This window comes from Martelella sp. NC20 (genome assembly GCF_013459645.1).
In the GTDB taxonomy this organism is placed as follows: domain Bacteria; phylum Pseudomonadota; class Alphaproteobacteria; order Rhizobiales; family Rhizobiaceae; genus Martelella.
In genome coordinates, this window is record NZ_CP054861.1 from 1360655 (window position 1) to 1384868 (window position 24214).

Sequence of the window (24214 nt, forward strand, 5' to 3'; positions counted from 1 at the left end):
CGTGAACATGGTACAGCGGTTGTCAGGTCACCGTCCAGTTCCAAGGCGGGTCGCGATCAGCCTAAATCAGGCGTCAGCATTGAAATTCTTGCGTTTTATCAAACCGCGACCCTGAAATGGTCGCCTTCGAGCTTCACCGTATGGCCGCTCATGGCCGATTGCTGTGCCGCATGGCCCATCGCCACCGCCCACCAGCCATCCGCAAGGCTCACCTCCACCGGGCGCGAACCGGCGATCGCGGCGATAAAGCTCCGATGCTGGTAGAAGGTCGAGCCGTTGTGGTCGCCGGCCATCAGCAGCGTCGGATCGACCGCGATCACGGCCTCGCGCGGGCCTCTGGGGTTGCGCGGGGAATAGACCATGCGGGCATCCGGCGGCGCGCCGAGTTCGGCCGGCCAGAAACGCGTCGGGCCGGGCACGTGGCATTCGATCTTGCCTTCAGGCCCGATCGCGGTGATTTCCTCCTGAAAGCGCGAGCCTTCGGCGAACATGCAAAGCTCCAGGGCCGCGCGGCTCCCCGAAGCGAAATCGACGATCACATAGGCGTGGTCCCAGACATCCGGCCGCTCATTGCCGTTGACGATCTCGTCGCGGTGATTGACGGCCTGACCGCCGCTCGCCATGATCCGCACCGGATCGCTTTTCATCACCAGCCGCATCAGATCGAAGAAATGGCAGCATTTTTCCACCAGCGTGCCGCCGGAATAGCGGTTGAACCGGTTCCAGTTGCCGACCTTTTCGAGAAACGGAAAGCGGTGTTCGCGGATGGTCAGCATCCTCACTCCGCCGGTCACGCTTTCGGCCTCGCTCAAAAGCCGGGCGATCGGCGGCATGTAGCGGTATTCCATCGCCACCCAGACCGGGGCGGGATAATGCGCCTTGAAACCGGCAATGCGGGCGGTGTCGCCGGGATCGGTGAACAGCGGCTTTTCCACCATCAACGGCAGGGGCCTTGTGCGGGCGATCTCCTCCATCTGTGCCAGATGGAGGTGGTTGGGACTTGCGATCAGCAGGCAGGTTATCGCCTCCACCGAAAGCAGTTCGGCGAGGCTGTCACAAAGCCGCGCCCGCGGCGCAAGCGCTGCCGCCTTCGCGCGCATCGCCGGGTCGGGTTCGAAGATCGCGCCGATTTCGGCCTCGGGCAGAAGCGCGATATTGCGCAGATGTTCCTGCCCCATCATGCCGCAGCCGATAATGCCGTAGATTGCCTTCACCTCTGACCTCCTATTTGAGCCGCGCGACGTAACGCACCATTGCCGGATCAAACCATGTGTATGAAAATTCCGCCTTTTCGCCGTCCTGGGCGGTCGAAATCCGCTGCACCTCGGGAACCGGCGCGCCGGGGGAAAGACCGAACGCGTCCGGCGCCCAGTCCGGGACCGTGCCGAGCCCGACCCGGTCCTCGGCCCGGGTGATCCAAAGGTTCAGGCGGGTGCGGTAATAGAGATAGAGGCTTTCCGACAGGTCCTGCATCGTGATCGTCCCGGCATAGGCCGCGTCGAGCCAGATTTCCTCGAGTGCCGCGAACTTCTTGCCGACGAAGCGTTGCCGGCGGATGCGATAGGCCATTCCGGCGGCGCCGAAATCCGGCAGGCCATCCGGCTTTGCCAAAAGGTCCACGGAAAGCGCCCTGGCCGTCGGCAGGCCGCCGCCCTCGATCAGTTCCAGCCGGAACATGGTGTAGACGCTCGCCGGATCGGCGATCGCGCGCACGTAATTGCCCGAGCCCTGGCGGCGTTCCAGAAGGCCGCGCGTCTCCAGCTCGGTGAGCGCCTTGCGCAGCGTTCCGACCGCGACATCGAGCTCGGCGGCGAGCTTGCGCTCGGGCGCGAGCTTCTCGCCGTCGACCAGCCTTCCGGCCGCCAGATCGCGCACGATCAGTTCCACGATCTGGAGATAGATCGGCAGGCTGCCATCGTGCCGGGCCTCGGAAATCATCGGTCACCTCAAAATTGATACACTATTGATTTACCTAAAATTTGATGTTACGCAAGTGAAAAGTGGGAGAAACACATGACCGTCGTGCCCGTCACATCCGCCGATCTGAGCGCCGCCGAAGTTTCGTGGTTTTCCGCGCTGTGTTCGGATGATTATGCCTATCTCGGCGTTCCGGACGGCAGCCTGCGCTCGTCGTTCGAGCATTGCTCCGACATCGTAAGGAAGGCGGAGGGCCATGGCTTCCGCAATATCCTGTGCCCGTCTTCCTATCAGGTCGGACAGGATACGCTGAGCTTCGTTGCCGGTTGCGCGCCGATTACGGAAAAAATCAATTTTCTGGCAGCGATCCGCTGCGGCGAGATGCAGCCGATCATGCTGGCGCGCACGGTGGCGACGCTCGATCATATGCTGAAGGGCCGGCTGACGCTGAACGTGATCTCCTCCAATTTTCCGGGCGAGGAGGCCGACAGCGCCTATCGCTACCGCCGCAGCCATGAGGTGGTGGAAATCCTGCGCCAGGCCTGGACCCGCGACGAGATCAATTACGACGGCGAAATCTACCGGTTCCGCAATGTGCCGACGGAGCCGGCGCGGCCCTACCAGCAGAATGGCGGTCCGCTGCTTTATTTCGGCGGCTATTCGCCGGATGCGCTGGAGCTTTGCGGCGCGCAATGCGACGTCTATCTGATGTGGCCGGAGACCAAGGACCAGCTCGCCGAGCGGATGAAGGCGGTCCATGAACGCGCCGCCGCCCATGGCCGCACGCTCGATTACGGCCTGCGCGTCCATGTGATCGTACGCGACACCGAGAACGAGGCGCGCGACTACGCCGATCATCTGGTCTCCATCCTCGACGACGAATATGGCCGGCTGATCCGCAACCGCGCCCATGACGCCGCCTCGCTCGGCGTTTCCCATCAGGCCCGCGCGCGCGAACTCGCCGACCGGTTCGGCTATGTCGAGCCCAATCTGTGGACCGGCATCGGCCGCGCCCGTTCGGGCTGTGGGGCAGCCCTTGTCGGCTCCGCCGATCAGGTGCTGTCCAAGCTTGCCGAATATCGCGAGATGGGCATTCGCGCCTTCATTCTCTCCGGCTATCCGCATCTCGACGAGGCCGATCATTTCGGCGCGAAAGTGATGCCGGAGCTTGAGACCTGTTCGCTGCCGCATGTATATGGCCGGGTACCACAAACCACACCGGCAACGCCGCTCGGCGTTGGAGAGAGGCATTGATGCAACGGGTCGATATCGCGAAGGATTTGAGTTTCAGCCGTCTGGTCTACGGCATGTGGCGCATCGCCGAGGGTGATGCGACGCCGAAGACCGTGCAGGCCAAGATCGAAGCCTGCCTGGCGCAGGGCATCACCACCATGGACAATGCCGATATCTATGGCGGCTACACCGCCGAATCCGTGCTCGGGGCCGCGCTGAAGGCGTCACCCGGCCTGCGCGACAGGATCGAGATCGTCACCAAATGCGGCATCGTCGCGCCCATGGGCCGGCATTCGGGCGCGCGGGTCAAGCATTACGATACCTCGGCAAAGCATATCCGCGCCTCGCTCGAGGCATCGCTGAGGGACATGGCGACGGATCATGTCGACCTGCTGTTGATCCACCGTCCCGATCCGATGATCGATCCGGAGGAAACCGGCCGGGTGCTGGACGATCTGGTGGCCGAGGGCAAGATCGTTGCCGCCGGCGTCTCCAATTTCCGCCCGCATGATTTCACCCTGCTGCAATCCAGCATGGAAACCTGGCTCGCCACCAACCAGATCGAGCTCGGCCTGCTTGCGACCGAACCCTTCACCAATGGCGATCTCGCCTTCCTGCAGGAGCGCAAACTGCCGGTCATGGCGTGGTCGCCGCTCGGCGGCGGCCGTCTGTTTTCCGAAGCCGGCAAGCCGCTGATGGCGGCGCTCGAGACGATCGGCGCGCGTTTCGGGGTCGATGGCTCGGCGGTCGCGATCGCCTGGCTGCTGGCGCATCCGGCCAATATCCTGCCGGTGCTCGGCACCAATAATCTCGACCGGATTTCCGCGATTGCCGACGCCGGCAAGGTCGAACTCGACCGTCAGGACTGGTTCGCCCTGTTTGAAACCGCGCGCGGTTACGGGGTTCCATAGAGCATTTCGCAGTCAGGCGGCTACGCCTGACGTCCGCGAAATGCGGCAGAACAAATCAACAGGGCGGGGCCGTGAAAGGCGGAGCCGCAATATGGAGCGTGACATTGCACCAGATGGCGATTGCAAAAGACACTGTATTCGTGCCCGATCCGGCCGATAGCCGCCGCTATCGCCATGCGCTCGGCGCGTTCTCCACCGGCGTTACGGTTGTGACGCTGCGGGGGGATGCCGGGCCGCAGGGCATGACCGTCAACAGTTTCGCCTCGGTCTCGCTCGATCCGCCGCTGGTGCTGTGGTCGCCGGCCAAGACCTCGCGCCGCCACGATCTGTTCGCCGGCGCGGGCCATTTCGCGATCCATGTGCTGAAGGCCGACCAGCACGATCTTTCCGCCCGCTTCACGGGCGGCGGGCCGGGCTTTGCCGGGCTCTCCCATCACCTGAACGACGAAGGCGTGCCGGTGCTGGAGGGAACGCTCGCGCGGTTCGAATGCGCCCGCGCCGAGGCCCATGACGCCGGCGATCATACCATCGTCCTCGGCCGGGTGCTGCGCGCCGCCCATGGCGAAGGCGAGCCGCTGATCTTCTCACGCGGCGCCTTCGGGCGGTTTGCCCGTTGCGGCTGAAATACCGGATCGCGCCCGACCGCGTCAGCGGCCGGCGACAAGTCCCGGCAGGACCCGCGAAACGGTGCGCTCGATGACGTCGACCAGAACCATGGTCTGGTGATCGACCTCGATGTTCAGCCGGTCGCCGGGCTTGTAATGGGCGAACGTCGTCTGGCGCAGCGTTTCCGGGATCAGGTTGATGGTGAACAGGTTGTCGTCGACCTCGGCCACCGTCAGGCTGCAGCCGTTGACCGCCAGAAAGCCGCGCGCGAAAATATATTTCGCCCAGTCCTCTGGAACACGGAAGCGGATGAAGGCCTTTTCCTCGGCGGTGCTGATTTCCTCCACCACCGCGGTCGTTGCCACATGGCCGGCGATCACATGGCCGCCATTCTCGTCGGTCATCTTCGCCGAGCGCTCGAGATTGACGCCGTCGCCTGCCGAAAATCGCTCCAGATTGGTGCGCTCCAGCGTGGCGTTCATCGCATCGAAGGTGACATTGTTTCCGGAAATCCCTGTGACCGACAGGCACACGCCCTCGATATTCACGCTTGCGCCGAGCTTCAACCCGTCCAGCAGGTCGTCGGTGAAGGAGACCGTGAATGTCTTGCCGCCGTTATAGGCGGCGATGTCGGCGAGCGGCCGGACGGCCTGGACGATGCCGGTATACATGGAATTCTCCCGTCGCGCGTCTTCCGTCTGGCTGCAACGGTCGCGTCTTCAGTTGAAAGGATCGACGGCAATATGAGCGGCGCGCGCTTCGAAAACAAGAGCGCTGCCGAAGACACTGCGTTTATGCCTTGGGCGGCAGGGAATAGGCGTTTTCGACGGCGATCGACAGCCATTCGTTGAAGGTCGCGTCCGGGCAGTCATCGGCGTCGACATGGTAGAACCCGCTCATCTTTCGCCCGCCATGCACCATCGGTTCCGATTGGCCGAGTTTTGCCGCGGCATCGGCGTTTTCCTTGCCGACGCGGAACAGATAATTGCCCTCGCCGGATTTGCGCCGGCTGACGGCCACCACCATGTGGCCGTTCACCAGAAAGCAGAGCCCGCCGAACATCTTTTTCTCGCCGAGCCCTTCAAGGCCGGCGAGACGGTCGCGGACCCGCGCGCTCAGTTCCTCGTCAATGGCCATCGCCGTCGCCGTTCAGATAGGCCTTGAACGCATCGCCGTAGTCGGGATGCCAGCGCGACAGCGGCGGGCGGTTCTCGACGATGTCGCCGATCGCCCACATCATCCGCTTCTCGTCGGTGACGCGGTCGACCTCGCCGTCCGGGCACAGGATATAGAAATCGCCGTTTTCCAGGCTTTTCAGCATGAACTCCACGGTCTGCTTCGGGGTCCATGCGCCCTTGGGTTTGTCGGCGCGGCCATTGGCGGTCAGCGGCGTGAACACGAAGCCCGGGATCAGTAGATGGGCTTCGAGCCTGCAGCCCTCGATATTGCGCAATTCATGCTGCAGCGCCTCGGTGAACGCCTTCACGCCGGCTTTTGCGACATTATAGGCCGGGTTGCCGGGCGGCGTGGTGATGCCCTGTTTCGAGCCGGTATTGATGATCAGCGCCGGCTCGCCATGGGCGCGCATTTCAGGCGCGAAGATGCGGGTGCCGCTGATGACGCCGGTGAGGTTGACGGCGATGATCCGGTCCCAGGGCATCTGCTTGCCGAAAATGCCGGTGCCGGGCTGGATCCCGGCATTGTTCATCAGCACGTGGATATTGCCGAACGCGCGGTTGGCGGCGCGTTCAAGCTCCTCCAGTTCCGACAGGTCGGAGACGTCGGTCGCGTGTGCGAGCGCCTTGACGCCCTTGTTGTCGGCAAGCTCGGCCAGCTCCCGGCCCGCCGCTTTCAGCTTCTCGCCCTTCAGGTCGGCGATCATCACATTCATGCCGAGATCGATGAACGCCTTCGCGGCGGCAAGCCCGATGCCGGATGCGCCGCCGGTGATGACGGCGGAATTGCCCGCTTGCAGTGCAGGGTGCTGGCTCATGATTTCCTCCCGTTTTCCGCTTTCTCCCGGATCGCCGGGGGCGATCGGGCGCGCGGTTTGCCTTGCCGACGACTTTTTGGCAGATGAAACGGCGTGTCAATCCGCAATTTGGCGAGAGCGTGCGGCGTTTTATCGCCTTATCACGGGTTTTCCTTGCGTGACGGCGCAAAGCCGCTAAAACGGCTGGCACATTCAAGACACCACCAGAACACCACATGGACCTGAACTCAAATGGCAACGCACAAAGACGTCAAGAAGGTCGTGCTCGCCTATTCCGGCGGCCTCGACACCTCGATCATCCTGAAATGGCTCCAGACCGAATTCGGTGCTGAAGTCGTCACCTTCACCGCCGACCTCGGCCAGGGCGAGGAGCTGGAACCGGCGCGCCTGAAGGCCGAACAGGCGGGCGTGAAGGAAATCTTCATCGAGGATGTGCGCGAGGAATTCGTGCGCGATTTCGTCTTCCCGATGTTCCGCGCCAATGCCGTCTATGAGGGCGTCTACCTGCTCGGCACATCGATCGCCCGGCCGCTGATTTCCAAGCACCTGATCGAGATCGCCGAAAAGACCGGCGCCGACGCGATCGCCCATGGCGCGACAGGCAAGGGCAATGACCAGGTCCGCTTCGAAATGTCGGCCTATGCGCTGAACCCCGACATCAAGATCATCGCGCCTTGGCGCGACTGGACGTTCAAGAGCCGGACCGACCTTCTGGAATTCGCCGAGAAGCACCAGATCCCGATCGCCAAGAACAAGCGCGGCGAGGCCCCGTTCTCGGTCGACGCCAATTTGCTGCATTCGTCATCCGAAGGCCGCGTGCTGGAAGATCCGGCCATCGAGGCGCCGGAATATGTCCATATGCGCACGCTTTCGCCGGAGGCCGCGCCCGACAAGGCGACCGTCATCAAGGTCGGTTTCGAAAAGGGCGACGCCGTTTCGATCAATGGCGAGCGGCTGAGCCCGGCGACGCTTCTGGCAAAGCTCAACGATTACGGCCGCGACAACGGCATCGGCCGGCTTGACCTCGTGGAAAACCGCTTCGTCGGCATGAAGTCGCGCGGCGTCTACGAGACCCCCGGCGGCACCATTCTTCTGACCGCCCATCGTGCGATCGAATCCATCACGCTCGACCGGGGCGCGGCCCACCTCAAGGACGAGCTGATGCCGCGCTATGCGGAACTGATCTATTACGGCTTCTGGTTCTCGCCCGAGCGCTACATGCTGCAGGCCGCGATCGACCGGAGCCAGGAGCATGTCGAGGGCGAGGTGACGCTGAAGCTCTACAAGGGCAATGTCATGGTCATCGGCCGCGACAGCCCGAAATCGCTCTATTCCGAAGCCCTCGTCACCTTCGAGGACGACCACGGCGCCTACGACCAGAAGGACGCCGCCGGCTTCATCAAGCTCAACGCGCTGCGGCTTCGCACACTCGCCAAGCGCGACCGGAGCTGAGCTTCAAGCCACCGTAGAAAATTAAAGGCCGGGGCCGAAAGGCTCCGGCTCAGACTGCTGACAAACCCCGTAAGTGAGTACGGAGTCGCCTCCCTCTCCGCCGTCATCCCGGACTTGATCCGGGATCCAGCAAGCGCAAGTCCTTGCGCGCAAAGACTCTTTCTTGAAATCCACCACAAGCGGCCCTGGATGCCGGGTCGAGCCCGGCATGACGGAGGAGCTTGAAAAGGACTTTTTCAGCAGTCTGGGCCGGGGCTGAAAGGCTCCGGCTTTGCTATTTCATCGCCGCGATCGACCGGGGTTTTTCGCTCCAGTCGTCTCCGGAAGTCTGCTGTTCTGCGGGTTCCTCCGCGTCGGGGCCTCTCCCCTCGACCAGCCGCAGCCAGAGATAGCAGATCACCGCGATCGCGCCCATCGCCGGCACCATGATCTGCATTGCCAGCACCGGGGAGCCGAGGGCGGCGGCGATCATGCCGGTGACGAGGCCGGAGCCCATCTGCATGAAGCCCATCATCGCCGAGGCGGAGCCGGCGATATCGGGAAACGGCAGCAGCGCGGCATTGGTGATATAGGGCATCAGGAAGGCGATGCCGAAGGCAAAACAGCCGACCGGCAGCATCACCGAAAGATAGGAGATCGGCAGAACCTCGGTCGAAATCGCAAGCGCAACCGCGCCGATGCCGACGAACACCAGGCCGAAGCCGACCATGGCGCGCGAGGTAAACCAGCGAAGCGCGATACGGAAGATCACCGAGCCGGAGAAATAGCAGCCGGTCTGCATCAGCATGCCGAGGCCGAATTGCGAGGGCGACAGACCCGCAAGATTGATCATCACGAAGGGTAGGATCGAGGCCAGCGCGTAAAGCGAGCCGGTGGAAGCGGCGATGATCAGCGAGGAGGCCATGAAATGCTGGTTGCGCAACAGCCGGCCATAGGCCTTCAGAAGCGGCAGCGGCCGGGCCTTGGCGCGATCGGGCTGGCCGGTCTCCGCCATCAGCAGCAGCACCAGCGCGCCGAGCGTCAGGCCGAAGCCGATCATGGTGACGAAGATTGCCTTCCAGCCGATCAGGTACAGGATGATGCCGCCGAATGTCGGCGCGATCGCCGGTCCGACGGCGAGCATGATGCCGAGCATGTTGAGGATCCGCGCCGCCGGTTCGCCGGTGAACTGGTCGCGCACGATCGCGCGTCCGACGGTCATCCCGACCGATGCGCCGATGCCCTGCACCAGCCGCCCGGCCAGCAGCATCGGCACGCCGACGGCGAAGGTGGCCATGATGCTGCCGATCAGATAGAGCGCCAGGAACCCCACGACCGTGCGCCGCCGCCCGAACGCATCCGCCATCGGACCGGTGGCGAGCATGGCGAAGGCGAAGCCGCCGAAATAGAGCGAGAGCGAAAGCTTGATCGCCGCCTCTGTGGTGGCAAAGGCCTCCGTCAGCGCCGGCATGGCCGGGGTGTAGAGCGACAGCGAGATCGGCCCGAGCATGGAGAGCGCCGCGCCTAAAAAGCTTGTGCGGCCCTCACTCATCAGCGGTCGCGTTGCGGGAGCCTTGCTCATCGCGTGATCATCTTTCAAAGCTGCGCGAAATTGTCGCGCATGGTTCTCAGCGCCCTGGTGAGTGCCTGCTTGTCACTTTCGTCAAGGCCCGCCTGCAGGCGCAAGACCAGATCGTCGGCGTGCGCGCGGATGACCGCCAGCACGTCGCCGGCCTTTTCCGTGGTGGTCACGCATTTGGCGCGCCCGTCCTTCGGGTCGGTCTTGCGTTTGATCAGCCCGGCCTTTTCCAGCCCGTCGACATAGCGCGACAGCGTCATCGGCTCGATGCCGAGCGCCACCGCGATCTCGCTCTGGCGTACGCCGTTGATCGCGGCAATGCGGGCCAGCGCGCGCGCCTCGCCCGGCGTGATGCCAAGGCCGCTTTTTGCGATCTCGCGTTCGAAGGCCGCGCGAAACAGCCGCGCGACATCGCTCAGCAGGAAGCCAAGCCTGTCGACCGAAGCTTGCGTCATTGCGTTTCCCGTCGCCGGTAATTAATAAGCTTTGCTTACTATTATTTCAGGACTCAATCAACCCTCTTGCCTTGAAGCCGCGTCTGCCGCACACACATGAGAAGCCAGCCGGCAGCATGAAAGGACCGATGCGACATGACCGACGAGATCAACAGCGCCCTCATCCGCTGGCAAGGATTTTCGGGCCTGCCCGAATTCGACCGCATCGCAGAGGGCGATTTCACCGCTGCCTTTGACTGGGCGATGGCCGACCATGATCGCGAGATCGACGCGATCGCGACCAACCCGGATGCCCCCGATTTCGTCAACACGGTGGAGGCGCTCGAGGTTTCAGGCGATGCGCTGTCGCGCGTCAGCGCGGTGTTCTTCACCAGGGCCGGGGCCGATACCAATCCGGAAATCCAGAAGATCGAGCGCGAGGTCGTGCCGAAACTCTCCGGCCATTACTCCGCGATCGGCGCCAACAAGGCGTTGTTTCAGCGCATCGACACGCTCTGGCAGGGGCGCGATGCGCTGGGACTGACCGGCGAGCAGCTGCGCGTGCTGGAGCGCCACTGGAAGGGCTTCGTCCGCTCCGGCGCGAAGCTTGAGGGCGCAGAGCAGGAGCGGCTTGCCGCCGTTAACCGCAGGCTTGCGGAGCTTGGCGCCGCCTTCGGCCAGAACGTGCTTGCCGACGAAAGCGGCTGGGCGCTGTTCCTGAGCGAGCCTGACGAACTTGCGGGCCTTCCCGACTTTCTGGTCGACGCGATGGCGGGGGCCGCCACCGGGCGCGGCCGAGACGGCGAATATGCCGTCACCCTGTCGCGCTCGATCGTGGAGCCGTTCCTGACGCTGTCTGCCCGGCGCGACCTGCGCGAAAAGGCGTTCCGCGCCTGGACCGCGCGCGGCCTTTCCGGCGGCGAGCATGACAATCGCGAAATCATGAAGGAAACGCTGGCGTTGCGCGCTGAAAAGGCCGCACTCCTCGGCTACGAGAATTTCGCCGCGCTGAAGCTCGACAACACCATGGCCAAGACGGCGAATGCCGTCGACATGCTGTTGATGGATGTCTGGGAAAAGGCCGTGAAGGCTGCCGCCGCCGACGAGGCGGAATTGCGGGAACTGGCCGCCGAAGACGGCTATAATGGCGAGATCGAGGCCTGGGACTGGCGCTATTATGCCGAGAAGCTGAAGGCCCGCAAATTCGCTTTTTCGGAGAGCGAGGTGAAACCCTATCTCCAGCTTGAAAAGGTCATCGAGGCCTGCTTTTCGGTGGCCGAGCGGCTGTTCGGCATCCACGCCGTGGCCAGGCCGGATGTGACGGCCTATCACCCCGATGTGCGGGTCTATGAAATCCGAAACGCCGACGATGACGTGATCGCACTGTTCCTCGGCGATTATTTCAACCGCACCTCGAAGCGGTCCGGCGCCTGGATGAACGCGCTGCAGAGCCAGCACCGACTGACGCTGCCGAACGGTGATGAGGGCGAGATGCCGATCGTGATCAATGTCTGCAATTTCGCCAAGCCCGGCGCCGGAAAGCCCGCACTGCTGTCGCTGGACGACGCCCGCACGCTGTTCCACGAATTCGGTCATGCGCTGCACGGCATGCTGTCGGATGTCACCTATCCCTCGGTCTCGGGCACCGGCGTCGATCGCGATTTCGTGGAACTGCCCTCCCAGCTCAATGAACACTGGCTGACCACGCCCGAAGTGCTGAAGACCTATGCGCTGCACGCGGAAACCGGCGAGGCGATGCCGGATGCGCTGATGGAAAAGGTGTTTGCCGCCGCGACCTTCGGTCAGGCCCATGCCACCGTCGAATATACCGCCTGCGCGATCGTCGACATGCGTCTTCATACCGCGGAACACCCGCCGGCCGATCCGGTGGCGTTTCAGGACGGCGTGCTCAATGCGATCGGGATGCCGAAGGCGATCGCGATGCGCCATGCGATCCCGCATTTCCTGCATATCTTCTCGGGCGATGGCTATTCCGCAGGATATTATTCCTACATGTGGTCCGAAGTGCTCGACGCCGACGCCTTCGAGGCCTTCGTGGAAGCGGGCGATGTCTTCGATCAGACGACCGCCAGCCGGCTCAAGACGGAAATCCTGACAAAGGGCGGCTCGGTTGCCCCCGAGGCGGCCTATCAGGCGTTTCGCGGCCGCATGCCGGGCCCGGCGGCAATGCTGAAGGGCAGGGGGCTGGTGTAGGTCTAGGCACGGGTCAGGCGTGACCCGCGCGCCGGCTCACAGCCCGATTTCGTGCGCGAAGGGCGGGTTGGCGCCGGCGCGGGATACGGTGACGGCGGCGGCTTTTGCGCCGAGCGCCAGCGCATCGCGGATGGCGTCGGCTGAAAGCGACTTCACCTTGTCCTTGGTCAGGAGGCCGGCGAGATCGAGCGAGGCGAGGATGCCGGCGTCGAAAGTGTCGCCGGCGCCGACGGTGTCGACCACCTCGACCTTTTCGCTGGGGACTTCGACCTTTTCCGTGGCCGTGTAACCGATCGCGCTGTCACTGCCGCGGGTGATGACGACAAGACTGGCGCCGGCCGCGATCCAGCGGCGCGCCTTGTCGTCGAGCGAGCCGTCCAGTCCGAACCAGTCGAGGTCCTCGTCGGAGAATTTCAGAATGTCGGATTTCGCCGCCATCCGCTCGATCCGGGCGCGATGCTTTTCGGCGTCGGTGATGAAGCTTGGGCGGATATTCGGGTCGAGCGAGATTACGCGCTTTTCCGCCTCGCGCATCAGCAGCGCCTCATAGGTCGACCCGCAGGGCTCCGGGATCAGGCTGATCGCGCCGAAATGCATCGCGCTGCAATCATCGCCGATCACCGGCAGGTCGTCCTCGGTGATCATCCGGCCGGCGGTGTTCTCGTCGTAGAAGGCGTAGCTTGCCGAGCCGTTCACCAGCTTGACGAAGGCGAGCGTGGTCGGCCGGTCGGAGGTTGCGACATAGGAATGGTCGACCTTCGAGGCGTCGAGCTTGTCACGAATGATATCGCCCATCAGGTCCGATGAAAGGCCGGAGAAGAAGCCGGTCGGCCGGCCGAGCCGGGCAAGGGCCACCGCCGTGTTGCAGACCGCGCCGCCGGCATAGGGCGAGAACGCCGGCTCGCCGCCGGTGGTCTCACGGGGCAGCATGTCGATAAGGGCTTCGCCGCAGCACAGGATCATGGTCTTCTCCCAATTTGTTCTTTTCGCGTCCGGGCCGGGTCAGACGGGCAACACGTCAACGCCGCCGCGCGCCTTTGACCAGGCCATCGGCCGATCGAGGAAATCGGCGACGGAATCGAGCGTTTTCGCATCGAACCGCTTTTTCTCGCGCGCCACCGCCAGCACGTTCCGCCAGGTCGCGATGTAATGGAGGTCAACGCCGCCACTCTCGAATCGTTTCCCGGCTTCGGTGAAAATATCGTAGTAGAACAGTGCCATGCCATGCTTCACGATACCGCCGGCATCGCGGATCGCATTGATGAAGTTGAACATCGAGCCGCCCGCCGTGGTCAGGTCCTCGATCACCAGCACCCTCGCGCCCTCGTTCATATGGCCCTCGATCTGGGCGTTCTTGCCGTAGCCCTTCGGCTTCTTGCGGCAATAGATCATCGGCAGGTCGAGACGGTCGGCGAGGAAGGCGGCAAAGGGAATGCCCGCGGTCTCGCCGCCGGCCACGCAGTCGAACTGTTCGAAGCCGGCCTCGCTCATGATCTTTGCGGCGGCGAAATCCATCAGGGTGGAGCGGATTCGGGGAAAGGAAATCAGCCGACGGCAGTCGATATAGACCGGGCTCACCAGACCGGAGGAAAGCTTGTAGGGCTCATCGGGGGAAAAATGCACCGCCTCGATCTCCCACAGCATGCGGGCCATCAGATCGGCCATCACCACCGGCTCGGTAAAACTCGCGCTCGTCATCATCATCCCTTTCGTCTGACGGTTCTGTCCGTGCCCTGTTCGGAGGGAAAAATCAATCGCTGGTGCAGGAAAGGACAGTGCTTTGGTGGTCTGAGGATAAAGAAACGATGAGGTATCGCAATGACGGTGGGCGGTATTAACGGAATTTCCGAAGGCGAGGCGCCGATGAAGCGCATCGGCATCGCAGTCTTCCACCCCCTCGCCCCGCAGGGGAGAGGGTGGCGCGAATGCGCCCGGTGAGGGGAGGGTCTTGCAACTTTCCGTGGCCGGACAGGGGGTGAAAACCAGTGCCGCGAGCGTTTCAACCACGGTGATGCAGCTTGCCCTCATCCGGCCTACGGCCACCTTCTCCCCAAGGGGAGAAGGGGACGACTGAGAGGCCCCTCACACTTCCATCGAATAGCCCGCGCCGCGCACGGTGCGGATCACGTCCGGCATCTGCGAGAAGTTGAGCGCCTTTCTGAGACGGCCGACATGGACGTCGACGGTGCGCTCGTCGACATAGATGTCGTGGCCCCAGACGCCGTCGAGAAGCTGGGAGCGGGAAAATACCCGGCCCGGCGAGGTCATCAGGAATTCCAGAAGCCGGAACTCGGTCGGCCCGAGCCGCACTTCCTTGGCCTTGCGGTGGACGCGGTGGGTCTCGCGGTCCAGCTCGATATCGCCGCATTTGAGCACGCTGGACAGCACTTCCGGCCGGGCCCGGCGCAGGATCGCCCTGACCCGGGCCATCAGCTCCGGGGTCGAGAACGGCTTGACGACATAGTCGTCGGCGCCGATCGCAAGGCCGCGCACCCGCTCGCTCTCCTCGCCGCGCGCCGTCAGCATGATGATCGGCAACCGCTCGGTCTCGGGCCGCATGCGCAGGCGCCGGCAAAGCTCGATGCCGGAAACGCCGGGCAGCATCCAGTCGAGCAGCAGAAGGTCCGGCACCCGCTCCTGCAGCCTGATCTCGGCCTCGTCGCCGCGCGAGATCGTCTCGACCTCGTAGCCTTCGGATTCGAGGTTGTAGCGCAGCAGGACGCTCAGCGCTTCTTCATCTTCGACAACTGCGATCTTCGGAACCATCTCGTGCCTCTGTCAAATGGTTTCAGGACTTGCTCTCGCCGGAGCCGACCGAGGGCGACATGTCGTCCTTCGGGCGTTCTCCCTGCGGCTGCGAGCCGGTGGCGATGTAGTAGATCATCTCGGCGATGTTGGTCGCATGGTCGCCGATGCGCTCGATATTCTTGGCGCAGAACAGAAGATGCGTGCAGGTGGTGATGTTGCGCGGATCTTCCATCATGTAGGTCAAAAGCTCGCGGAACAGCGAGGTGTAGATCGCGTCGATCTCCTCGTCGCGCTCGCGGATCGAATTGGCCTTGTCGGCCTGGCGCGAGGTGTAGGCGTCGAGCACTTCCTTGAGCTGCAACAGCGCCAGTTCCGACAGGTGCTCGATGCCGTGGGCGAGCTTGCGCGGCACGCCGGTGCCCTGCACCGAGATCACCCGCTTGGCGGTGTTCTTGGCCATGTCGCCGACGCGCTCGAGATCGGCTGCGATCCGGATCGCGCCCATGATTTCGCGCAGGTCCGTTGCCACCGGCTGGCGTCTGGCGATGGTGACGATCGCCTTTTCGCCGACCTCGCGTTCGGCCTCGTCAAGCGCCAGATCCTCGGCAATCACCTTTTCGGCGAGCTCGGTATCGGTGTTGACCAGCGCCACGACGGATTGCGAGACCATTTCCTCCGCCATGCCGCCCATTTCGGAAATCCGGCGCTGGAGGTATTTCAGCTCGTCGTCGAACGCCGATATGATATGCGAGTGTGCCATCTCTGTTTCTCCTGAGAGCCTGTCCGCGTTTCGTTGAATCGCGAACACGCTCTAACCTCTTGTTTTACCGCGCGTCCGGACGGAAAACCGGTGTCCACTTTTCCTGGACGCGCTCTAACCGAACCGGCCCATGATATAATCCTGGGTGCGGCTGTCGGTGGGATTGGTGAAAATCGTGTCGGTGTCGTCCTCCTCGACCATGTAGCCGAGATGGAACATGGCCGTGCGCTCTGAAACGCGGGCGGCCTGCTGCATCGAATGGGTCACCATCACGATGGTGTAGTTCTGTTTCAGCTCGCTGATCAGTTCTTCCACGCGGGCGGTCGCGATCGGGTCGAGCGCCGAGCACGGCTCGTCCATCAGGATCACCTCGGGGCTGACGGCGATCGCGCGCGCGATACAGAGCCGCTGCTGCTGGCCGCCCGAAAGGCTGGTGCCGGGCTCCTGCAGGCGGTCCTTGACCTCGTTGAACAGGCCGGCCTTCTGCAGGCTGGTTTCCACGATCCGGTCGAAATCGGCGCGGTGGCGGGCAAGGCCGTGAATGCGCGGGCCGTAGGCGACATTCTCGTAGATCGATTTCGGAAACGGGTTCGGGTTCTGGAACACCATGCCGACGCGGGCGCGCAACTCCACCACGTCGATGCCGGAAGTATAGATATCCTCGCCGTCGAGCGTGATCGCGCCGGTCACCCGGCAATTGTCGATCGTGTCGTTCATGCGGTTCAGCGTGCGCAGAAAGGTCGACTTGCCGCAGCCCGACGGGCCGATCAGCGCGGTCACGGCATTCTGGCGGATATTGAGGTTGACGTCGAACAGCGCCCGCTTCTGGCCGTAATAGACGGAGACATCCTTGCCGGCCATCTTGTAGGTTTGTTCGTTCATATTTGGGCCCATTGTCTTTTTCGCATCAAGGTTCATCTCCGCCTCCTACCAGCGCCGCTCGAAGCGGCGGCGGAGAATGACCGCGGTCAAATTCATCAGGATCAGGAACACCAGCAGCACGATGATCGCCGCCGAGGTGCGCTCGACGAAGGCGCGCTCGGCCTCGCCCGCCCACATGTAGATCTGCACCGGCAGCGCGGTCGAGGGATCGAGCGGGCTTGCCGGATAATCCGCGACGAAGGCGACCATGCCGATCAGCAGCAAGGGCGCTGTCTCGCCGAGCGCGCGGGCAAGGCCGATGATCGTGCCGGTCAGGATGCCGGGCATAGCGAGCGGCAGCACGTGGTGGAACACCGCCTGCATCTTCGAGGCGCCGACGCCGAGCGCTGCCGAGCGGATCGAGGGCGGCACCGCCTTGAGTGCGGCGCGGGTGGCGATAATGATCGTCGGCAGCGTCATCAGCGTCAGCACAAGGCCGCCGACGAGGGCCGCCGAGCGCGGCAGGCCGAGGAAGCCGATGAACAGCGCCACGCCCAGAAGTCCGAAGACGATCGACGGCACGGCGGCGAGATTGTTGATATTGACCTCGATGACATCGGTGAACCGGTTCTTCGGCGCGAATTCCTCGAGATAGATCGCGGATGCCACGCCGAGCGGCAGCGACAACACCAGCACGATGCCCATCATGTAGAGCGTGCCGACGAAGGCGACGCCGATGCCCGCCGATTCCGGACGCGAGGAGGCGCCATGGGTGAAGAAGCCGGTGTTGAAGCTTTTGTGCAGCCGGCCCTCGGCCTTCAACTCCGCCATCCATGCGGCCTGCTGGTCGGAGACGCGACGGCTGGCTTCCGGCATCGACAGGTCGATCTGGCCCTTGTTGGCGGAATCGATATCGGCGGCGGCAAGCAGCTTCACGTCGACGGTCTTGCCGATCACCGACGGGTCGTCCATCACCACGTCACGCAGGTCGACGCGGGCCGAGCGCGAGACAAGCCGCATCGCCGCGCGCATTTCGGCGTCATTGGCGGGGTCGAGACCGAGCGTTTTCGCCAGCGCGTCCCCGACCAGAACCGGATAGTTTGCGATGAGCAGCAGCCGCGGATTTTCATCGCGCAGGCCGTCGGGGTCGACGACTGCTTCGCTAAACGTGATCGGCAGCGTGATCGTGGTCTGCTGGAACGCGGTGAAGCCCTTGCCGGCGACCGAAAACAGCAGTGCTGCCAGGAAAAACAGGCCGGCGGCGATCGCGAGGAAGCCGAACACCCGAAAACGCTTTTCCGCGCGGTGGCGGCGTTTCAACCCCTTGCGGCGGGTCTCGGTCACGTTGCGGCGGAAATCCTCCGCCTCGTTCGGATTGGTGAATGTCTCGCTCATGCGTACTGCTCCCGATATTTGCGCACGACATAGAGCGCGTAGACATTGAGGCAGAGCGTGATCACGAACAGGGTCAGTCCGAGCGCGAAAGCCACCAGCGTCTGGGGCGTATTGAATTCGAGGTCGCCGGTGAGCTGGTTGACGATCTTGACCGTCACCGTCGTCATCGGCTCGAACGGATTGATCTGCAGATTGGCGGCGACGCCTGCGGCCAGCACCACGATCATGGTCTCGCCGATCGCGCGCGAGGCGGTCAGCAGCAGCGCGCCGACAATGCCGGGAAGGGCTGCCGGCAGCACCACGCGCTTGATGGTTTCCGATTGCGTGGCCCCGAGCCCGAGCGAGCCCTTGCGCAGGCTGTCGGGCACCGCGTTGATGATGTCGTCCGACAGCGAGGAGACGAACGGGATCAGCATGATGCCCATCACCAGGCCCGCCGTCAGCACCGACTGCGCCTCGATGAAATTGCGGTAATCGCCGGTGAAAAGCCCGTTTAGCTCGACGGACAGGTCACGCAGCAGCGGGCCGACCGTCACCAGCGCGAAGAAGCCGTAGACGATGGTCGGAATGCCCGCCAGCACTTCCAGAAGCGGCTTGGCGATCGCGCGCAGGCGTCCGCTTGCATATTCCGACATGTAGATCGCGGCATAGAGCCCGACCGGCACGGCAACCGCCATCGCCACCACCGAAATGTAGATCGTGCCGGCCAGAAGCGGGATCAGGCCGAACTGACCGGGTGAGCCGCTCTCGCCGGCGGCGGCGAAGCGCGGGTCCCAGACCGTGCCGAAGAAGAAATCCATCGGCGGAACCTGCGCAAAGAAGCGCAGCGATTCCGACAGCATCGACAGCACGATGCCGACGGTCGTCAGGATCGCGATGGTGGAGGCCAGCAGCAGGGCCGCCAGCACCACCTGCTCGACGCGGTTGCGGGCGTGAAATTGCGGTCTGACCGCGCGAAAGGCAAGCGCCAGCGAAACCAGCGCCACCGCCAGCACGGCGGCCGCCATCGCATAGCTGCTTTTCGCCGAAAGCGTGTTCATCCGCTCGGCCGATGCCAGCACGAAGGGCTGCGGACTGGAGGCCAGCGGGATGCCGCTTCTGGCGAGCACGGCGCGAAGCTGGCTGGAATCCTCGGCCACGCGTTCGCGCGCGCTGTCTGGAAGCTGGCGCAGGCCGTAGGCCACCGAGGTGACGGTGTTGAAGGTCAGGCTCTGGGCCGAGGCCGGCTGTTGCTTCACGCTTTCGGGAAAACCCTCACGGATTTCCCCGCCGATCAGAAGCGGGCTCGCCACCATCCACACCGCCGTCAGCAGCATCGCGGGAATAACGGTTGCGATCGTCACGAAAGATGCGTGATGGCTGGGCCGGGAATTGATCCGCCCGGCATCCGCCAGCGCATAGGCTTTGGCGCGGGCCGCGAAGAAGCCGCCTGCGCCAAACAGCACGATAAGCGCCAGTATGATCAAAAACACATGCATATCCGGACCATCCGGGGCGTGCGGCCCCTTTTTTCCCGCCACCGGCGGGACTTGTCATTCACATCGGGCGTTACTGCGTCTGCTGTAGCATCACGCCCTTTTCGAAAGCGGCCTCGGTTGCCGCCCTTTCGGCCTTTGAGGCCGGCACCAGGCCGTATTCGGCGAGCGGCCCGTAAGGCCCGGCCATATCGTCGGACAGGAAGAAGTCGACATATTCCTGCAACCCCGCAATCGCGCCGACATGGGCCAGCTTGACGTAGAAATAGAGCGGTCGCGACACCGGGTATTCGCCGGAGCCGACGGTTGCGAGCGTCGGCGTGACGCCGTCGATGGTCGCCACGTTCAGCTTGTCGGCGTTGTTGTCATAGAAGGAGAGGCCGAAGACGCCGAGCGCGGAGCGGTTGGCGGCGACCCGCGCCAGCGTCTCGGTATAATCGCCGTCGATACCGGGCGCGCGGCCATCCTTGCGCACGGCGATGCACTTGCTCTCGCCCTGCTTCTCCCCGAATTCCCCCGTGAGAAATTCGACCGCGCCCGCCTCCTCGCAACCGACCGCCAGCACCTTTTCCTCGAACACTTCGCGGGTGCCGTGCTTTTCGCCGGGAATATAGGCGGTGATCTCGCTGTCGGGGAGCGCCGGATTGACTTGCGCCCAGCGGGTATAGGGGTTTTCCACCAGCTTGCCGTCGATCACCAGTTCGGCGGCGAGCGCGTGATAGAGGTCGAGCGGCGTCAGCGCCATCTGCTCCATTGCGGCATCGGTCGCAAACACGATGCCGTCGTAGCCGAACACGATCTCGGCAATGCCGGTGACGCCATTCTTCGCGCAGTTTTCGCGTTCGCCCGGCCGGATCGGCCGCGAGGAATTGGCGATATCGATGGTGCGCGGTCCGACGCCCTTGCAGAATTCCTTGAGCCCCGCCGACGAGCCGCCCGATTCCACGATCGGCGTCCGGTAGTCGGGAAAGATCTCGCCGAAGGTCTCGGCCACGATCTTGGCATAGGGCAGCACGGTGGAGGAGCCCGCGATCTGGATCTGGCTGCGCGCGAGCGCCGGCGCGGAAAAGGCAAGCGCTGCGGCGAGCGTGACGATCGGCAGGATGAATGACGTCATGGCTGGGTTCGCCTCTTGCGGCTTTGCGGCGCCCTCTCCGGGCTGCCCCGTTTTATGTCATTTTTATTTCAGTTTTATGACAGTCTATCTCTATGAAAATAATAATATTTTCATATCGGACGAGCGATCAGAACCGGACGGTGAAAGTCGTGCCCTGGCCGACTTCGGATTTGACCGTAAGCCGGGCGCGATGGCGGGTCAGGATATGCTTGACGATTGCCAGGCCAAGGCCGGTGCCTTTCTTGGAACGGCTGTCGGCGACCGAGACGCGGTAGAAGCGTTCGGTGAGTCGCGGCACGTGTTCGGAGGGGATGCCGGGGCCGTGATCGACCACCGAAACTTCAGCGCCGGAGGGCGACAGCGGTTTGAGATAGACCTCGACCTTGCCGCCCTCGGAGCCGTATTTGCAGGCGTTTTCGATCAGGTTTTCGAACACTTCCACCAGTTCGTCCTTGTCGCCGTTCACCGTCACCGGTTCCTCGGGCATGAACAGATGGATCGAAACCTCCAGATCCTCGGCCAGCGGCAGCAGGCTGTCGCGGACATGGCCGAGCAGGGCGTTGAGCGTGACCGTCTGGTCCGGCGGCAGATGCGCCTTGGCCTCCAGCCGCGACAGGCTCATCAGATCGTCGACCAGCCGGCTCATACGGGTTGCCTGATCGAGCATGATCGGCAGAAACCGCTCCTGCGCCTTCACATCGTGCTTTGCGGGTCCCTGAAGCGTCTCGATATAACCGCGCAGCGAGGCAAGCGGGGTGCGCAATTCGTGGCTGGCATTGGCAACGAAATCCGAGCGCATCCGATCGATCCGCCGGGCCTCGGAGACATCGCGCAGCACCAGCATGAAAATCGGGTTTTCGGCATCGGAAACCGGGGCGCTGCGCACCAGATAGACGCGTTCGGAGGGCAGGCGCTCGGAATATTCGATCTGGTTGGATCGGCCGTTGGCCAGCGTATCGCGGATGATGTCGAGCACGCCCGGCGCGCGCATGCGCGCCGAGATATGGGAGCCGAGCGGGAATTTTCCGAACGTGTCGCTTGCCGAGCGGTTCTGGAACAGCACCGTGCCGTCGGGCCCCAGAAGATAGATCGCAAGGTCGATCTCCTCGAGAAGGCGGGGAAGATCGCCGAAATCAAGAGCGAGGGCGGTCTCCGCACTATCCGGAACAGTCTCCTCCGCCGTCTCCGTCCGGGGACGGATGCCGGCAATGGCGGCGATGCAGATGATGGCCCAGGCGAAGACGACCGCGAAGGCCGGCAGCGCGCCATCATAGAGCGCAAGCAGCGCCACCGCCGTCGCCGCGATCAACACGAACCGTGCCGCGGCCGTGCGTGACGCAATGCCGCTCAGAATGCCTTCCACACGGTTCACCTGATACTCCCGAAATCTCCTGAACTGCGCTTACTATACGCATTTTGTAACAGGAATATTCAGGACGGGAAAATAATCGCGTGGACTCGGATGGCGGGGCCTGACTGCAAATGACGGAGCCGTACGGTTTTCGAGAGCCTTGCCGCCAACAATCTCTCCCCTTGAGGGAGAGATGCCCCGATAGGGGCAGAGAGGGGTGAAGCCTTTCCGAGAGCACAGAATTTGCGGCTTATGCCCATTGCCCCTCACTGTCGCTTTCGCGACATCTCTCCCCTCCGGGGCGAGAAGATTTGCGGGCTGTGCGGCGAAGCCATATGCGATTGCCCTGCCTCAGGGGGAGAGATTATGGGCTGAAGCGTTAGAGGAACGGAAGATCGTCCGAAACCCGTCTAAGCCGGACAGGCGTCGGGCGATCCCGTGTTTCCGGCGACCGGTCTCAGCCGACCACAAACCCGCGATAGTCATCATCGCGGATGGCGTTCATTTCGGTCATGTAATTGCCCATGCCGCCCATGTACCACATCGAGGTTCTGGGCTTGCCGGGGATATTGGCGCCGTTGATCCAGCTGTCGGTGACCTGGAACAGCGTGCCGGCCATGCCTTCCTGGCACACCCGCACCCAGCCGTCCTGGGCCTCTTTGCTGGTCTCGATGATGCCGTTGCCCTGTTCGGCCTTTTCGATCAGGTCGCACAGGAAATCGACCTGCCACTCATGCACCAGCGGTTGGCTGGTGAACGGGCTGAAGGGGCCGAACACCATCAGCAGGTTCGGGAAATCGACGATCGACATGCCGGCATAGGCGCGCGGGCCTTGCCTCCAGGCGTCCTCCAGGCGTCCTTCAGGCGGACGCCGTTGCGGCCGATCGTGTCGATCTTCAGGTAATTGCCGGTCATCGCGTCGAAGCCGGTCGCCATGATCACGACGTCGAGTTCCAGTTCCTTCCCGCCGACGATCAGCCCGTTTTCGGTGTAGCGTTCGATCGGCTCGGCCTTGACGTCGTGCAGCGTGACATTGTCGCGGTTATAGGTCTCGTAGTAGTCGTCGGCGGCCAGCGGACGCTTGGCGTAATAGTCGCGCGGGGTGAGCTTGCGGGCGACTTCCGGGTCCTTGACGATGGCGTCGATCTTCGACCTGATGAAGTCGGTCGCCGTCTTGTTGGCCTCGGCGGTCACCGGGATATCGGAGAAGGTTTCAAGCAGGAAGCTGAAGCCATTGCCCTTTTTCCAGGCCTTTTCGTAAACGCGTTGCCGCTCCTCCTCGTCGACATCAAGGGCGGAGACGGTGCTCTCGTCGAAGCCGAAAACCGCCGCGGTGCTCAGCGCCCAGTCGCGGAAGCCGTGAGGATCGGCCTTGATCTTCTCGCGCGTTTCCGCCGGGAACGGGCCGATGCCGAGCGGCACCACCCATTGCGCGGTGCGCTGCAGCACATGCAGATGGCCGACCTTGTCCGCCAGCGCGGTGATGATCTGGATGCCGGTCGAGCCGGTGCCGACCACGCCGACGCGCTTGCCTTCGAGATCGGGTGCTTCGTCCGGCCATTTCGAGGCGAGCAGCACTTCGCCCCTGAATTTGTCCTGGTCCGGAAACTGCGGGGCATAGGAGGAGGACAGCAGGCCGACGGCCTCGATCACATATTTGGCCCTGATGGTGTCGCCACCCACCGTGGTCAGGTGCCAGCGGCCCTCGTCCTCGTTCCATTCGGCGCGGGCGATGCGGGTGTTGAAATGGATCGAGCGCTTGAGATCGTGCTTGTCGGCGACCGCGTTCAGATAGTTCAGCACTTCCGGCTGCTTGGCATAGCGCTCCGACCATTCCCAGTTCTGAAACATATCGAGGTCGAAGGAATAGGTATAGACGGTCGATTCGGTATCGACGCGGCAGCCGGGATAGCGGTTCCAGTACCAGGTGCCGCCGACGCCGCCGGCGTCATCGAAGGCTTCCGCGTTCATGCCGAGCACATTGCGCGTCCGGTGAAGCGCATAGAGCCCGCCGACGCCCGCGCCGATGATGGCGACATCAAGCTCACGCTGATTGTGCGATACCGCGTTCATTATAAAACCTCCCATTCTCGTCAAATTCCGCGGCGGCAAGCCGTCCGCCGGTCACTATCCTGAAGCCGAGCCCTGCGGGTCCGGCGCGTGGTCTGAAACAGGCGTCTCACGGGCAC

Annotated in this window: 23 protein-coding genes; 5 read left to right on the forward strand and 18 right to left on the reverse strand. The window is 63.4% G+C overall.

Annotation, left to right across the window (positions count from 1 at the left end):
• Positions 1-98: 98 nt before the first annotated feature.
• Together HQ843_RS06575 and HQ843_RS06580 are read right to left on the reverse strand one after the other, a co-directional pair.
• A complete protein-coding gene (locus HQ843_RS06575; RefSeq protein ID WP_180899269.1) occupies positions 99-1214 on the reverse strand; it encodes a Gfo/Idh/MocA family protein in 1116 nt (371 codons plus the stop codon).
• A gap of 10 nt (positions 1215-1224) precedes the next feature.
• Positions 1225-1938, reverse strand: coding sequence for a GntR family transcriptional regulator (locus tag HQ843_RS06580; protein ID WP_180899268.1), 714 nt, complete (start codon positions 1936-1938; stop codon positions 1225-1227).
• A gap of 75 nt (positions 1939-2013) precedes the next feature.
• Between HQ843_RS06580 and HQ843_RS06585 the strand changes: the two genes are divergently transcribed.
• The 3 genes from HQ843_RS06585 to HQ843_RS06595 all read left to right on the forward strand — a co-directional run bounded on the left by HQ843_RS06585 (position 2014) and on the right by HQ843_RS06595 (position 4684).
• A complete protein-coding gene (locus HQ843_RS06585; RefSeq protein ID WP_180899267.1) occupies positions 2014-3171 on the forward strand; it encodes an LLM class flavin-dependent oxidoreductase in 1158 nt (385 codons plus the stop codon).
• Positions 3171-4061: an aldo/keto reductase gene (locus tag HQ843_RS06590; protein ID WP_180899266.1), complete on the forward strand. Its 891-nt coding sequence runs from the start codon at positions 3171-3173 to the stop codon at positions 4059-4061. The genes HQ843_RS06585 and HQ843_RS06590 overlap by 1 nt, the downstream gene beginning before the upstream one ends.
• 113 nt (positions 4062-4174) lie before the next feature.
• Entirely contained in the window at positions 4175-4684 is a 510-nt protein-coding gene (locus HQ843_RS06595; protein ID WP_180899265.1) for a flavin reductase family protein, read from the forward strand.
• A 24-nt stretch (positions 4685-4708) separates the two neighbouring features.
• Here the strand turns inward: HQ843_RS06595 and HQ843_RS06600 are convergent, their stop codons facing one another.
• The 3 genes from HQ843_RS06600 to HQ843_RS06610 form a co-directional block, all read right to left on the reverse strand.
• On the reverse strand, positions 4709-5338 hold the full coding sequence (locus tag HQ843_RS06600; RefSeq protein WP_180899264.1) for a riboflavin synthase subunit alpha: 630 nt from the start codon (positions 5336-5338) through the stop codon (positions 4709-4711).
• 121 nt (positions 5339-5459) lie between these two features.
• Positions 5460-5804, reverse strand: coding sequence for a TfoX/Sxy family protein (locus HQ843_RS06605; RefSeq protein ID WP_180899263.1), 345 nt, complete (start codon positions 5802-5804; stop codon positions 5460-5462).
• Positions 5794-6660, reverse strand: a complete 867-nt coding sequence (locus HQ843_RS06610) for an SDR family NAD(P)-dependent oxidoreductase (protein ID WP_180899262.1) — start codon at positions 6658-6660, stop codon at positions 5794-5796. Before HQ843_RS06610 ends, HQ843_RS06605 begins: the two co-directional genes overlap by 11 nt.
• A 231-nt stretch (positions 6661-6891) precedes the next feature.
• Here HQ843_RS06610 and HQ843_RS06615 point away from each other — a divergent pair, with 231 nt between their 5' ends.
• Entirely contained in the window at positions 6892-8112 is a 1221-nt protein-coding gene (locus tag HQ843_RS06615; protein WP_180899261.1) for an argininosuccinate synthase, read from the forward strand.
• Positions 8113-8386: 274 nt separating this feature from the next.
• Here the strand turns inward: HQ843_RS06615 and HQ843_RS06620 are convergent, their stop codons facing one another.
• Both HQ843_RS06620 and HQ843_RS06625 read right to left on the reverse strand, forming a co-directional pair.
• A complete protein-coding gene (locus HQ843_RS06620) occupies positions 8387-9673 on the reverse strand; it encodes a multidrug effflux MFS transporter (RefSeq protein ID WP_180899260.1) in 1287 nt (428 codons plus the stop codon).
• A gap of 14 nt (positions 9674-9687) precedes the next feature.
• Complete coding sequence (locus HQ843_RS06625) at positions 9688-10125, reverse strand: MarR family winged helix-turn-helix transcriptional regulator (protein WP_180899259.1); 438 nt, start codon at positions 10123-10125, stop codon at positions 9688-9690.
• Between the two features lie 135 nt (positions 10126-10260).
• On the opposite strand from HQ843_RS06625, the gene HQ843_RS06630 reads away from it, so the two are divergent.
• Positions 10261-12318: a M3 family metallopeptidase gene (locus HQ843_RS06630; protein WP_180899258.1), complete on the forward strand. Its 2058-nt coding sequence runs from the start codon at positions 10261-10263 to the stop codon at positions 12316-12318.
• Between the two features lie 36 nt (positions 12319-12354).
• Here HQ843_RS06630 and HQ843_RS06635 read toward each other — a convergent pair whose 3' ends face one another.
• The 11 genes from HQ843_RS06635 to HQ843_RS06680 form a co-directional block, all read right to left on the reverse strand.
• Positions 12355-13281 carry a carbohydrate kinase family protein gene (locus tag HQ843_RS06635; RefSeq protein WP_180899257.1) on the reverse strand — a complete coding sequence of 309 codons (927 nt, stop codon included), beginning with the start codon at positions 13279-13281 and terminating at the stop codon, positions 12355-12357.
• Positions 13282-13320: 39 nt separating this feature from the next.
• The gene (locus HQ843_RS06640; RefSeq protein WP_180899256.1) at positions 13321-14016 is read right to left on the reverse strand and encodes an orotate phosphoribosyltransferase; all 696 of its coding nucleotides are present in this window, start codon (positions 14014-14016) and stop codon (positions 13321-13323) included.
• A gap of 384 nt (positions 14017-14400) precedes the next feature.
• Positions 14401-15084, reverse strand: a complete 684-nt coding sequence (phoB, locus tag HQ843_RS06645) for a phosphate regulon transcriptional regulator PhoB (protein ID WP_180899255.1) — start codon at positions 15082-15084, stop codon at positions 14401-14403.
• A gap of 22 nt (positions 15085-15106) precedes the next feature.
• Positions 15107-15826: a phosphate signaling complex protein PhoU gene (gene phoU, locus HQ843_RS06650; protein ID WP_180899254.1), complete on the reverse strand. Its 720-nt coding sequence runs from the start codon at positions 15824-15826 to the stop codon at positions 15107-15109.
• A gap of 114 nt (positions 15827-15940) precedes the next feature.
• Entirely contained in the window at positions 15941-16744 is an 804-nt protein-coding gene (pstB, locus tag HQ843_RS06655; protein WP_180899253.1) for a phosphate ABC transporter ATP-binding protein PstB, read from the reverse strand.
• Positions 16745-16753: 9 nt separating this feature from the next.
• Positions 16754-18082 carry a phosphate ABC transporter permease PstA gene (gene pstA, locus HQ843_RS06660; RefSeq protein WP_180899252.1) on the reverse strand — a complete coding sequence of 443 codons (1329 nt, stop codon included), beginning with the start codon at positions 18080-18082 and terminating at the stop codon, positions 16754-16756.
• The gene (pstC, locus tag HQ843_RS06665; protein ID WP_180899251.1) at positions 18079-19560 is read right to left on the reverse strand and encodes a phosphate ABC transporter permease subunit PstC; all 1482 of its coding nucleotides are present in this window, start codon (positions 19558-19560) and stop codon (positions 18079-18081) included. Before pstC ends, pstA begins: the two co-directional genes overlap by 4 nt.
• A 70-nt stretch (positions 19561-19630) precedes the next feature.
• Entirely contained in the window at positions 19631-20674 is a 1044-nt protein-coding gene (locus HQ843_RS06670) for a substrate-binding domain-containing protein (protein WP_180899250.1), read from the reverse strand.
• A gap of 127 nt (positions 20675-20801) precedes the next feature.
• Entirely contained in the window at positions 20802-22037 is a 1236-nt protein-coding gene (gene phoR / locus HQ843_RS06675; RefSeq protein ID WP_180902298.1) for a phosphate regulon sensor histidine kinase PhoR, read from the reverse strand.
• A gap of 445 nt (positions 22038-22482) precedes the next feature.
• Positions 22483-22836, reverse strand: a complete 354-nt coding sequence (locus tag HQ843_RS29195) for a hypothetical protein (protein WP_210275244.1) — start codon at positions 22834-22836, stop codon at positions 22483-22485.
• Positions 22806-24098: a flavin-containing monooxygenase gene (locus tag HQ843_RS06680; protein WP_210275243.1), complete on the reverse strand. Its 1293-nt coding sequence runs from the start codon at positions 24096-24098 to the stop codon at positions 22806-22808. Before HQ843_RS06680 ends, HQ843_RS29195 begins: the two co-directional genes overlap by 31 nt.
• Between the last annotated feature and the right edge of the window lie 116 nt (positions 24099-24214).